Here is an 11,833-nt window from a genome sequence, read left to right on the forward strand (position 1 = left end):
AGATGTGTATAAGAGACAGCACTTCCAGGATGGGCTGGGTACGATGACAGCTTCGCCCATCTTCAATAACACGGCTCATGTGACCGGCGCCAAGTTCGGCCTCGAGGCATACGGCAACAACGGTGCCGTCTCGTTCCAGAATGGGGCGGCAACCCTGATCGATTCCTACACCATGAGCAATGGCGCTAAGCTTTCGGGCAACGTCTCGTATCTCAATGGGAATTACACTGAATCGATCTCGGGCGACGCGCAGTGGAGCAACGTGCACGTCACTGCCTCGTTCAACAGCTCGAACTACGGTGTCGTCGACCTCAATTACCAAGCTGCCCCAGGTGTTGGGTTCAGCTTCCATGTCGACACGAACGGCATTGTCAAGGGCGGTGGTGCTGTGACGCTAGCGGAGTCGAACGGGTGGAAGCTCGAGGCCCGCACCGATATCGGTACAGGGAGCTGGGGTAATACGACGCAGGCGTCTATCATGCTGACCCACTCGGGACCGCAACCGCAGTACTTCCAATTCGCAGTCGGCAACAGCGACACCCGCGGAATTTACTTCGAGGGTGGAATCAACATCCCGTTCAACTGACCCACGAGGCGCGCAGCGACCCTGCGCGCCTTCTAAGCGAAAGAAGAGACAATGGCACGTCTACCTATAGCCATCGCCCTACTGCTTATGAGCGAATGGGCGCACGCCGACAAGGTCGTTTACATCAAGCTGGGCAACGAGTCACCCTTGATGCAGATGGCTGTTCAAGGCAACGCGGAGGCCCTGGACGCTTACGCTCTTCGGTCGCCCGGCCCCATACCGAAAGCGTTTGCCGAAGCCGCAGCGGCGAGGGCGCGATTCGACATTGGCGCCTCAAACAAGAGGGCCGCCGAATGTTATGCAGCAGCCCAGGCGTCGCATCCGCCGGCCGTCGACTTCCTGGTAGCCTGCGGCGAGTTGCGAGTGGGCAACGCCTTGCTCGCTGGACGCTTCGCTGATTGGTCGGCCGAGGCGGCCCGCGTACGGCGAGAGGTATATCCGCAATTGCCAAAGAACCCTGGCATTGAACTGCACATTGCTTCATTGGAAGCGCCCGATGTGCCGGTTTTCGCCGGCATGCCCGCTCCGACGTCGGTCCACAGTGTTGCCACCGGAATCATTCCATCGGGCACAGGGGACGCGGGGGCGCTGCATGGAGTGCTTTCGGTGAAGGCTATGGCGAACGGAATGCCCTTGGCGATGGCGGTGGATACCGGCACGCAGATCACCGTACTTTCCCGCATGGACGCCGAGAGGGTGAAGGCAAAGCGAGTGCCCGCGACGGTGATGGAAATTGCTCCTACCCAAGCGGCGAAAGGGGTCGATGTCAAGGCTGCCCAGCTAGAAAGCTTGGAGTTGGGCGGCTTCAGACTGAATCATGCCAACGTTGGTGTTTGGGATTTGCCATTCTCAGTACTTGGGACCGACGTCCTCACTCAACTGCCGGATCCCGTCCGCATCAGCGCTCGGGGGATAGCGTTCGGCGGAAACAAGGTGCCTAAGGCGTGTTCGGGTCGGCTTTTCCGGCAATCGGAGCTGGGAGCGCGTCCCGCGTATTTGTTCATCACCGGCACCTTGGACGGAGTCCCGGAGGAGTTCATGGTCGATACCGGTAGCAATTCGGCCGTGTCGCGTCGCGCACAGAGAGGCGATACGCCCGGCAAGCTGATCGAGGTCATGACGATTTCGGGTCCCTCCAAACTCCAATCGTCATTCGCATCCCAGTCCGTTGGCATAGGTGCGACACCTATGAAGGTGGACGTGCGGGTCGTTTCAGGCGAAGCCGCCCAGGACCTGGTCGTTGGAAACGGATTTTTCGGACCCGGTGGGACCTTGTGGCTGTCTTTTGTCCAGCAAAAGGGCTGCGTGCTGCCAAATGGGGAGGGGCAGTGATGCTTCGGATCCGGCACGTGGCGATCGGTGCGTTTGTCTCTGTGACGGGCCTTGGATTGAACGGATGCGTCGGCTACCAGCCGATGCCAGATGAAAGTGGCCATCTCCACGTCGAATGTCAGGACAACGAGGCCATCTGCGAGACTACTGCATGGAATGCGTGCGATGGCGAATACAGAGTGCTGGAGCGCACGCGAGCTCCTTGGGGCCCCAGTTTCGAAAAGCCCGAGCCAGGCCGAGATCGTGCTTCTTTCACCATGGACGTCCAGTGTGAATGGTGACGCGGCGACGATAGCCATACCTGAAAATTCGACGACCAGGCCTAAGACGCAGAGATCGATCACCTTACTGCGACAGATTGAGGTAAGTACAGCCACGAACAGCACCGTCTCGTTGGCATATTGCCCCGTCGGGGTCGTGATTAAAGCGCGCCGTCGCGGCACGGGTATACTCCGCGCCTTCCGGTCCGGCTCTTCCCCCCGTGCATTTCACTATCACCCGCGCCCACGATGACGATGCCGAGCACTTGTGCGCGATCGAGCGTGCGGCGGTCGAATTGTTCCGTGGGCACGAGGCGTGGCCGTCGTATTCGCAGATGGCCTTGCCGCCGGACATCGTCCGCCAGCTGATCGCGCGTGGCCTGGTCTGGGTCGCTTCGGTGGAAGACGAGGTCATCGGATTCGTCTGCCTCGATACCGATGGCGCCGCCGACGCCATCGGTATCGCCGAGATCGACGTATTGCCCGCCTTCGGTGGCAAGGGTGTCGGCGCCGCGCTGCTTGAGCACGCCTGCGCCTGGGCCCGCGAGGCCGGCTACGCACGCGTCGACCTCGGTACCCTCGCCGACGTGCCCTGGAACGCGCCGTTCTATGCGAAGCACGGGTTCCGGGTGGTCGACAAGCATGCCCCGGTGTTCGCCCGGGCACTCGCGCGCGATCGCGAGAACGGCTTCCCCGACCACCTGCGCGTGTTCATGAGCCGCGAGCTGGAGCCACTGGCCGAGGGCGACTGGACGGTGTGGCCCGCGCCCGCGAAGCTCAACCTGTTCCTGCGCATCGTCGGACGCCGCGAGGATGGCTACCACGAGTTGCAGACCGTCTTCCGTCTGCTGGACTGGGGCGACGAGGTACGCCTGCGCATCCGCGCCGATGGGGCGATCACCCGCCCCACGCCCGTGGCGGGCGTCCCCGAGGACGCCGACCTCACGGTTCGCGCTGCCCGCCTTCTGGCGGCGGAGACCGGTACGGCGCTCGGCGCCGAGATCGCGGTGTCCAAGCGCATCCCGATGGGCGGCGGCCTCGGCGGCGGAAGCTCGGATGCGGCCACCGTCCTGGTCGGGCTGAACACGCTCTGGGGCACCGGCCTGGACGAAGACACCCTGGCGGCGTTGGGCCTGAGGCTTGGCGCCGACGTGCCGGTCTTCGTCCGTGGCCGCTCGGCCTGGGCCGAAGGCGTGGGTGAACGGCTCGTCCCCACGCCGCTGCCACCGCGCTGGTACGTGGTGGTCGACCCCCATGAACACGTTCCCACGGCGGCCCTGTTCGCCGCTCCCGAATTGACACGTAACGCCCCGCAGGCGACAATTTCATCCTTTGTTTCCGGGGATTCGGCGGAAAACGCCTTCGAACCGGTGGTCCGTGCGCGCCATCCGCGGGTGGCCGCGGCGCTCGACTGGCTGGCAGGCTTCGGCCATGCACGCCTGTCCGGCAGCGGCGGCTGCGTTTTCCTGGAAACGAGAACCCACGAGGCGGCGCTTGGCGTCGCCTCGCGCTGTCCCGGGGGCTTCACCGCCCATGTGGCGGCGGGCGTCGATCCTTCGCCGCTGCTTTTGGCGCGGAGCCGGGTCGAGGCGAGGGGAATCGTGTCGTAAGGACGGGTAGGGCCGCGGGCTGCGGCAAAACCATGGCGAGCGGGTCGGCTCGCTGGAACGAATTGTTGGGGCGTCGCCAAGCTGGTTAAGGCACGGGATTTTGATTCCCGCATGCGCAGGTTCGAATCCTGCCGCCCCAGCCACCGTTCGCGGTGGCAAAGACGAACCAACCCACTCTCACGCCAGGAGTTCCTCCGTGGATACGTCCACCCCGATGCTGTTCAGCGGCAATGCGCACCGCGCGCTTGCCGACGATGTCGCCGCCCGTCTCGGCATTCCGCTCGGCAAGGCCCTCGTCGGCCGGTTCAGCGATGGCGAGGCGCAGGTCGAGATCGAAGAGAACGTGCGCAAGCAGGAAGTCTTCGTCATCCAGCCGACGGGTGCGCCCAGCGCGGAGAACCTGTTCGACCTGCTGGTCCTGGTGGACGCGCTCAAGCGCGCCTCGGCCGGCAGTGTCACCGCGGTGATGCCGTATTTCGGCTACGCCCGCCAGGATCGCCGCCCGCGTTCGGCGCGCGTGCCGATCACGGCGAAGCTGGCCGCGAAGATGATCGCCACGGCCGGTGCGGACCGCGTGCTCACGATCGACCTGCACGCGGACCAGATCCAGGGATTCTTCGATATCCCGGTCGACAACGTGTACGCCTCGCCGGTGCTCCTGGCCGACATCTGGCGTCACCACAGCATGGACGACCTGATCGTGGTCAGCCCGGACGTCGGCGGCGTGGTGCGTGCGCGTGCGCTCGCCAAGCGCCTCGACGACGCCGACCTCGCGATCATCGACAAGCGCCGCCCGAAGGCGAACGTGGCCACGGTCATGAACATCATCGGCGACGTGGAAGGCAAGACCTGCGTGCTGGTGGACGACATCGTCGATACCGCCGGCACGCTCTGCGCCGCCGCGGCGGCGTTGAAGGAAAAGGGCGCTCGCAAGGTCGTCGCCTACTGCGTGCATCCGGTGCTCTCGGGTGCCGCGATCGACAACCTGGAGCACTCCCAGCTCGACCAGCTGGTGGTGACCAATACGCTGCCGTTGCGCGACAACGCCCGTAACTGTGCGAAAATCCGCCAGTTGTCGGTCGCGGAACTGCTCGCGGAGACGATCCGCCGCATCGCCTTCGGCGAGTCGGTGAGCTCGCTCTACATCGACTGATAGACCGTTTTTCGGGCTCCCCTGGTCGCGGGGGAGCCCTTTACCCACCGCCGCGAGGCGGTTTACTTGAGGCAACACCATGGCTACCAATCATCAGCTCACGGCCACGAGCCGCAGTGTGGAAGGGAAGGGTGCGAGCCGCCGCCTTCGCATCGCGGGCTACGTGCCGGCGATCGTGTACGGCGCGGGCGAAGCCCCGCAGGCGATCCAGGTCCTTCACAACGACGTGCTGCTCGGCTCGCGTTTCGAGTCGTTCTACTCGTCGGTGATCGAACTGACCGTCGACGGCAAGAAGCAGAAGGTCCTGATCAAGGACTGGCAGAAGCATCCGTTCAAGCAGCTCATGCTGCACATGGACTTCCAGCGCGTGAACGAGAACGAGGCCATCAAGGTCGCCGTTCCGGTGCACTTCCTGAACCAGGAGAAGTCCCCGGCCGGCAAGACCGCCGGTCTGGTGATCTCGCACAACCTGACGGAAGTGACCGTCTCGTGCCTGCCGAAGAACCTGCCGGAGTTCATCGAACTCGACCTGGCCGACCTGAAGGCCGGCGACATCATCCACCTGTCCGACCTCAAGCTGCCGGCCGGCGTGGAAATCCCGGAACTGGGTCTTGGCAAGGAGCACGACGTCGCCGTCGTCACCGTGGCCTCGATCCAGGAAGAAGTCGACCCGGCGACGGCCGCCGAGGGCGGCGAAGCCCCGACCGAAGAGAAGAAGTAATCGGCGCCATGTGGGAGCCGATTCATCGGCGAAAAGCCAACGGAGCGGTGACGCCATGGCGTTCATCGCCGCTGAAGCGGCTCCCACACAAAGCCCCGCCTTAATCCATGGCGACACTTCGTCTTATTGTCGGCCTCGGTAACCCCGGGGCCGAATACGTCAGGACCCGGCACAACGCCGGGTTCTGGTGTGTCGATGCCCTGGCCATGGACCAGGGGGAACGTTGGGCCTTCGACGGCAAGCTGCATGGCGAGACCTGCAAGTTGCGCATCGGGGGCGAAACCGTCTGGCTGCTCAAGCCCGCGACGTTCATGAACAAGAGTGGCATCGCCGTCGCCTCGGCGCTGCGCTACTACAAGATCGCGCCGGAGGAGTGCCTCGTCGCCCACGACGAACTGGACCTCCCGCCCGGCACCGTCCGCATGAAGTTCGATGGCGGCCACGGCGGCCAGAACGGATTGCGCGACATCGTGGCCCACCTGGGCCATGGCAAGTTCCATCGCCTGCGGATCGGCATCGGCCATCCGGGGCACAAGGACAAGGTCACCCCGTGGGTGCTCGGTCGCCCGAACGCGGTCGACGAGGACGCCATCATGCACGGCATCGGGCGCGCGTTCGACGTGCTGCCGCTGGCGCTCGACGGCAAGTTCGACGAGGCGATGAAGCGCCTGCACACGGTCGCCTGACCGCCCCCTACACCTACCGGACACAAGATTCGCCATGGGCATCAAATGCGGCATCGTCGGCCTTCCCAACGTCGGCAAGTCCACCCTGTTCAACGCGCTGACCAAGGCCGGCATCGCCGCGGCCAACTTCCCGTTCTGCACGATCGAGCCGAACACCGGCATCGTTCCCGTGCCCGATCCGCGCCTGGACGAACTGGCCGCCATCGTGAAGCCGCAGCGCGTGATCCCGACCACGATGGAGTTCGTCGACATCGCAGGCCTGGTCGCCGGCGCGTCGAAGGGCGAGGGCCTGGGTAACAAGTTCCTCGCGCATATCCGCGAGACCGACGCCATCGCCCACGTGGTGCGCTGCTTCGAAGACGGCAACGTGATCCACGTGGCGAACAAGGTCGACCCGATCGCCGACATCGAGACCATCGACACGGAACTGGCGCTGGCCGATCTGGAGGCCGTGCTGAAGGCCCTCGACCGCGCCACCCGCTCGGCCAAGGCGAACGACAAGGACGCCCTGGCGAGGAAGCCGGTGCTCGAGAAGCTCGCCAAGGCCCTGGACCAGGGCAGGTCGGCGCGCGCCGCCGGCCTCGACGCCGAGGAAAAGGCGCTCGTCCGCGACATGTTCCTGATCACGATGAAGCCGCTGATGTACATCGCGAACGTCGCGGAAGACGGCTTCGAGAACAACCCGCACCTGGACGCCGTGCGCGCCCGTGCCGTGGAAGAGGGTGCCGAAGTGGTGCCGGTCTGCGCGGCCATCGAGGAAGAGCTGTCTCAGCTGGAAGACGCCGACCGCGACGAGTTCCTCAAGGACCTCGGTCTCGACGAACCGGGCCTCAACCGCGTGATCCGTGCGGGCTACAAGCTGCTCGGCCTGCAGACCTATTTCACCGCCGGCGAAAAGGAAGTCCGCGCCTGGCAGGTCCGCGCCGGCTCCACCGCCCCGCAGGCCGCCGCGGTCATCCACACCGACTTCGAGCGCGGCTTCATCCGTGCCGAAACGGTCGCCTACGACGACTTCATCAAGTTCAAGGGCGAGCAGGGCGCGAAGGAAGCCGGCCGCCTGCGCCTGGAAGGCAAGGAATACCTCGTCAAGGAAGGCGACATCCTGCACTTCCGCTTCAACGTCTGAGCGGAATCCCTGCGAGGAGGAAGCCCTGTGAGAGCCGCTGTGGGAGCCCTTGTGGGAGCCCTTGTGGGAGCCGCTTCAGCGGCGATCCCGCGGCAGCGGGCCAGGGTACGGGCGGCGACGAGACCGGCGCTCCGAGCGAGCGTCGAGTGCCTTGCTAATGGCGGCCCAGGCGACGAGGCCGCTGGCGATGCCCAGGGTCCACAGGATGCCGTGAAGGTCGAGAAACGCGCCGTGGAGCAACTGGCGCGTGGCATTCGCGGCGTCGGTAGCGAACGCGACATCGATCGCGAAGCAAGCCTGTACCGAGAGGACGCCGATCAGGAACAGCAAGGGATAGGGAATGAGCTTGATGATGTCGTCGATGATGAAGATGACATCCAGCACGGGGTTCCACAGAGCGCTCCAGACATCCTGAATCATCGCGGCCCCTCCCCATGGATGGAACGGATCATATCCGCCCCCTCGTCCTTGCTTGGCAAGCGCAATTAAATCGCTTGCAATCTAATATCGACGACCCTATCTTCGCTCTATGAGCAAGAAGTCCCTGCCAGAAGGCCTCGAGCCCCCGCGTACCCTCGACGGGCAGCTGTGCTTCGCGCTGTATTCGGCGAACCTGGCCATGGGCAAGCTCTACCGCCAGTTGCTGGCGAAGCTGGATCTCACCTACCCGCAGTACCTGGTCATGCTGGTGTTGTGGGAAGGCGACGGGATCACCGTCTCCGAACTGGGTGAACGCCTGTACCTCGACTCCGCCACGCTCACTCCCTTGCTCAAGCGCCTGCAATCGGCGGGGCTGGTGCAGCGTACGCGCGGCACGCAGGACGAGCGACAGGTCATCGTCACCCTGACGGACGAAGGCAAGGCACTGCGCGCAAAGGCAGGCCACGTGCCGGAAGAGGTGTTCTGCGCGACCGGCTGCGAGGTCGACGAGTTGGTCGGACTCAAGCGCCAACTGGAGACGTTGCGGTCGAGCCTGATCGACGGCAACAGGAACTGACGCGGCGCCTTCAACCTTCCGGCGCGGTCATCTGCCGCTGCATGTGGTCGAGATACAGGTCGAGTTCCGCCACGTTGGCGAAGACCTCGGCGACGGGCACCGCCTTCACGATGTCGAAGACCTTCTTGACCTGCGGCTGCGGGTTGAGCAGCAGCGTGCGGCCCTCGCGATCGTGCATCTGCTTGCGCAGCTGCGCGAGGCTGCGCAGCCCGGCGCTGCTGATGTATTCCAGCGCCGAGAGGTCGATGACCAGGGTGCCACCGTTGTCGACCAGGGGCGTGATGTCGTGCATCGCCTCGTCGAACGCGGCGAACGTCGCGGCATCGAGCCGCCCTTCGAGCCACACGGTGCTGCGGTCGGTGGTCGGGCTTTCGCTGCGGACGATCAGGGTCATGTGGCGGGCTCGTCGAAAGGGTCGAAGCGGATGACGACACGATTGCCGTGTGCGTCGCGTGCATAGTGGAAGTCGCTGGCGATGCTGCGGGCCAGGTGCAGCCCGAGGCCGCCGATATCGCGGCGGGCGATGTCCCCCGGGAGATGGGGGAGATCGTGCTGAAGCGGGTCGAACGCCATGGCATCGTCGCGCAATTCCAGGTGGACCGCATCGGCCTCGATCCGGAGCGTGATCTCGATGCTGCCATCGCGCCCGTCCGGGTAGCCATGGCGCACCGTGTTCACCAGAAGTTCCTCGAGTACCAGGCGCACGTCCGCACGGCAGGCGGGATCGACCTCGGCACGGTCCAGCGTGCCTTCGGCACGGTCCAGCGCGAGGAACACGTCCTCGAGCCGATTAGGAATGCGCAACCGCATCGAGGCGGACTCCCTCGGCGCCGCTGTCGTGCCAGGTGAGCGCGAGCAGTGCGATGTCGTCGTAGGCGGGAGCCCCGTCCACATAAGCATCGACGTCGCCGAGGATGCGCTCCACGTAGGCTTCCGGCGCGGCGCCTTCCTCGATGCGCGCGACACTGTCCAGGATCGCGTGGGTGCCGTAAAGGCGCTGGTTTCCCGCATGCGCCTCGCTGACGCCATCGGTGTACATGAGCAAGGTATCGCCCCCTAGCAGCGTAAGTACGCGTACAGGGTAGCGCGCTTCGCGGTCCAGGCCGAGCGCCGGCCCGGTTTCGACATCCACCAGGATGGCGCTGCCCCCGGCGTGCAGCACCGGTTGTTCGTGGCCGGCGCTGGCCAGCGTGAGCAGTCCGGTCTCGGTTTCGACGACACCACAAAGCAGGGTGACGAACATGCAGGTGTCGTTGCCCTTGCAAAGCTCCCGGTTCAGCGCACCCAGGATGTCGCTGGGCGAGCGGGCGTGGGTGGCGAGGGTGCGCGCGAGGGTGATCGTGCGCGCCATGAACAGCGCGGCGGGGATGCCCTTGTCCGAGACATCGCCCACCATGACGCAGACGTGCCGCGCGCCGAGGGTGAAATAGGTGTACAGGTCGCCGCCCACCGCGCTCGCCGGGCGCAGCGCGGCATGCAGCTCGATCCTGCCGTCGGCCGCCAGCCAGTGCGGCTCGGGGATCAGGGCCAGCTGGATCTGCCGGGCGATCTCCAGTTCGCTGGTCATGCGCTCCTGCTCGCGGGCGATGCGCTTGGCGGAGTCGATATGGCCGGCCAGCTGATGGCGCATCTGGTCGAAGGCTCGCGTGAGGCGGCCCACCTCGTCGTTGCGTCTTAGCTGGGGCAGGGCGAAATCGAGTTCGCCGCGCGCGACGTCCTCGACGCGATCGGAAAGCACCACGAGCGGAGCCATCAGGCGCCGTGTGATGACCAACGCGATGAGGGACACGCCGGCCAGGGCGAGCACGCCGAGGAGAATATCGACCGAGTAAGTCTGGCGAAGGTCCGCCAGGACTTGCCGCTCGGGCATGGTCAGGCCGAACGTCCAGGTCGTGCCGGGGATCGGCACGAAATAGACCCATACCGGCTCGCTCACGCGACCGCCCATCTCGGGCGTGATCCTGGCGGGATTGCGCCGCTCGGCAATGGCCGCGAGCAGCGGCTTGCTGCCGCGCGTGCCGATGTACGACGTCCAGTCATGGGCGAGGAATTCGCCGCTGGCGTCGATCACGAAGGCCGAGGCGTGGTCCGGCTTGTTCAGCTCCCCCAGCAGTTGCTGCAACCAGCCGAGGCTGATGGTGGCGTCGGCCACGCCGATGACGGACCCGGCCTTGCCGGGAATGGCGACGGAATAACCCACCAGGGGGTCGCTGCGGTCCACCGAATGGAAGGGTGCCTGCCAACACCCACGCTCGCAGTTCAGTCCGCGGACGAACCAGGGTGCCCGCCAGTACAGCTCGGGGTCGGCCAGGCGGCTGCCCATGCCCAGCTTGCCATCGATCGCGCGGCGGGCCACCGGTGCGTCCTCGTCGCGGGGCGCATCCGTGTTGAGCGGGATGAACGCGGCGGTGATGTCGACCAGCTCCGGATTGACCGCGAGGGTGTCCCTGATCAGGGCGGGGGCTTCGTCCCTTCGCGTGCCCAGGATGCCGGCGAGAACCTGGGACACCTTGGCGACACCGTCGATGCGGCCTTTTATGCGAGTCGCAGCCCAGCCTGAGACGGCCGCGGCCTCGCGCTCCGTCTGCTTGAGTATCTGTTCCCGGGTATGCGACAGCATCAGCCCGCCTGTGACCACCAGGACGATCGCCGACCCCAGGAGAACGCCCAGGGCGAGCCGCGAGGCGACGCTGCGAAGGACCATAGAGGGCTCCAGTGGGCTATGCCTCGGAATCTATGCCGCCCCGGGCGGCCCCACAAGCCGCCGGAGCGTCATAATGTGATCTTTTCCCAGACAGGTAAGGGCATGTCCGGTACCCAGCGCGAGGTCGAATTCCGTTTCCTGGCCCAACCGACCGATGTGAACTTCGGTGGCAAGGTCCATGGCGGCATGGCGATGAAATGGCTCGACCAGGCAGGTTACGCCTGTGCGGTGGGCTGGAGTGGCGCCTATTGCGTCACCGCGTCGGTCAGCGGCATCCAGTTCCTCGCCCCCATCCTGATCGGCGACCTGGTCACGGTGCGGGCACGGCTGATCCATACCGGCACCTCGAGCATGCACCTCTCGGTGGACGTGCTTGCGCGCGACCTGCGCAGCGGCGAAGAACGCCTGGCCACCAGCTGCGTGATGGTCTTCGTGGCACTGGACAAGCCCGACGGCGGCAAGCCCACGGCGGTGCCGCCGTGGACGCCCGTGGAGGAGAAGGATCGGCGCCTCCAGGAATACGCGCTCAGGCTGATGGAAATGTCGCGCGCGATGGAGCCGCTGGTCCGCGCCACCCGCGAGGCCTGAATCGCCGACAGGTCGGCTCCCACCGCGGGTTACTTCTGTCTCTTATACACATCTCCGAGCCCACGAGACC

The 11,833-nt window shown here is 65.4% G+C and carries 13 protein-coding genes and 1 tRNA gene; 10 read left to right on the plus strand and 4 right to left on the minus strand.

Features of this window, described 5'->3' with window-relative positions; genetic code table 11:
* From ACR9ZJ_RS16820 to ychF, 8 genes are all read left to right on the plus strand, one after another.
* Positions 1–586, plus strand: a 586-nt coding sequence (locus ACR9ZJ_RS16820; protein ID WP_481288390.1) for a hypothetical protein, incomplete at its 5' end; no start/stop codon positions are given.
* 51 nt (positions 587–637) lie between these two features.
* The gene (locus ACR9ZJ_RS16825; protein WP_481288391.1) at positions 638–1,918 is read left to right on the plus strand and encodes a retroviral-like aspartic protease family protein; all 1,281 of its coding nucleotides are present in this window, start codon (positions 638–640) and stop codon (positions 1,916–1,918) included.
* A 481-nt stretch (positions 1,919–2,399) separates the two neighbouring features.
* Positions 2,400–3,788 carry a 4-(cytidine 5'-diphospho)-2-C-methyl-D-erythritol kinase gene (gene ispE / locus ACR9ZJ_RS16830; RefSeq protein WP_481288392.1) on the plus strand — a complete coding sequence of 463 codons (1,389 nt, stop codon included), beginning with the start codon at positions 2,400–2,402 and terminating at the stop codon, positions 3,786–3,788.
* A 66-nt stretch (positions 3,789–3,854) separates the two neighbouring features.
* Positions 3,855–3,931: transfer RNA gene (locus ACR9ZJ_RS16835), tRNA-Gln, on the plus strand.
* 71 nt (positions 3,932–4,002) lie between these two features.
* Positions 4,003–4,941 (plus strand): ribose-phosphate diphosphokinase, encoded by a 939-nt coding sequence (locus ACR9ZJ_RS16840; RefSeq protein ID WP_306850676.1) that lies wholly within the window; start codon positions 4,003–4,005, stop codon positions 4,939–4,941.
* Between the two features lie 79 nt (positions 4,942–5,020).
* Positions 5,021–5,662 carry a 50S ribosomal protein L25/general stress protein Ctc gene (locus ACR9ZJ_RS16845; protein ID WP_481279536.1) on the plus strand — a complete coding sequence of 214 codons (642 nt, stop codon included), beginning with the start codon at positions 5,021–5,023 and terminating at the stop codon, positions 5,660–5,662.
* A 107-nt stretch (positions 5,663–5,769) separates the two neighbouring features.
* Positions 5,770–6,348 (plus strand): aminoacyl-tRNA hydrolase, encoded by a 579-nt coding sequence (gene pth, locus ACR9ZJ_RS16850; RefSeq protein ID WP_481288393.1) that lies wholly within the window; start codon positions 5,770–5,772, stop codon positions 6,346–6,348.
* A 34-nt stretch (positions 6,349–6,382) separates the two neighbouring features.
* On the plus strand, positions 6,383–7,474 hold the full coding sequence (ychF, locus tag ACR9ZJ_RS16855) for a redox-regulated ATPase YchF (RefSeq protein ID WP_481279537.1): 1,092 nt from the start codon (positions 6,383–6,385) through the stop codon (positions 7,472–7,474).
* Positions 7,475–7,549: 75 nt separating this feature from the next.
* On the opposite strand, the gene ACR9ZJ_RS16860 is transcribed toward ychF, so the two are convergent.
* A complete protein-coding gene (locus tag ACR9ZJ_RS16860) occupies positions 7,550–7,894 on the minus strand; it encodes a hypothetical protein (RefSeq protein WP_481288394.1) in 345 nt (114 codons plus the stop codon).
* A 109-nt stretch (positions 7,895–8,003) separates the two neighbouring features.
* Here ACR9ZJ_RS16860 and ACR9ZJ_RS16865 point away from each other — a divergent pair, with 109 nt between their 5' ends.
* A complete protein-coding gene (locus ACR9ZJ_RS16865; RefSeq protein WP_481288395.1) occupies positions 8,004–8,471 on the plus strand; it encodes a MarR family winged helix-turn-helix transcriptional regulator in 468 nt (155 codons plus the stop codon).
* Between the two features lie 10 nt (positions 8,472–8,481).
* Here the strand turns inward: ACR9ZJ_RS16865 and ACR9ZJ_RS16870 are convergent, their stop codons facing one another.
* From ACR9ZJ_RS16870 to ACR9ZJ_RS16880, 3 genes are read right to left on the minus strand one after another with little or no spacing between them, the layout of a single operon-like run.
* The gene (locus ACR9ZJ_RS16870; RefSeq protein WP_481279540.1) at positions 8,482–8,865 is read right to left on the minus strand and encodes an STAS domain-containing protein; all 384 of its coding nucleotides are present in this window, start codon (positions 8,863–8,865) and stop codon (positions 8,482–8,484) included.
* Positions 8,862–9,281: an ATP-binding protein gene (locus tag ACR9ZJ_RS16875; RefSeq protein ID WP_481279541.1), complete on the minus strand. Its 420-nt coding sequence runs from the start codon at positions 9,279–9,281 to the stop codon at positions 8,862–8,864. The genes ACR9ZJ_RS16870 and ACR9ZJ_RS16875 overlap by 4 nt, the downstream gene beginning before the upstream one ends.
* Entirely contained in the window at positions 9,262–11,175 is a 1,914-nt protein-coding gene (locus ACR9ZJ_RS16880; protein ID WP_481288396.1) for a SpoIIE family protein phosphatase, read from the minus strand. The genes ACR9ZJ_RS16875 and ACR9ZJ_RS16880 overlap by 20 nt, the downstream gene beginning before the upstream one ends.
* A 102-nt stretch (positions 11,176–11,277) precedes the next feature.
* On the opposite strand from ACR9ZJ_RS16880, the gene ACR9ZJ_RS16885 reads away from it, so the two are divergent.
* Positions 11,278–11,763 (plus strand): acyl-CoA thioesterase, encoded by a 486-nt coding sequence (locus tag ACR9ZJ_RS16885; RefSeq protein WP_481279543.1) that lies wholly within the window; start codon positions 11,278–11,280, stop codon positions 11,761–11,763.
* The last annotated feature ends 70 nt before the right edge of the window (positions 11,764–11,833 follow it).

Source organism: Luteibacter sp. KNZ12-1A (genome assembly GCF_056755675.1).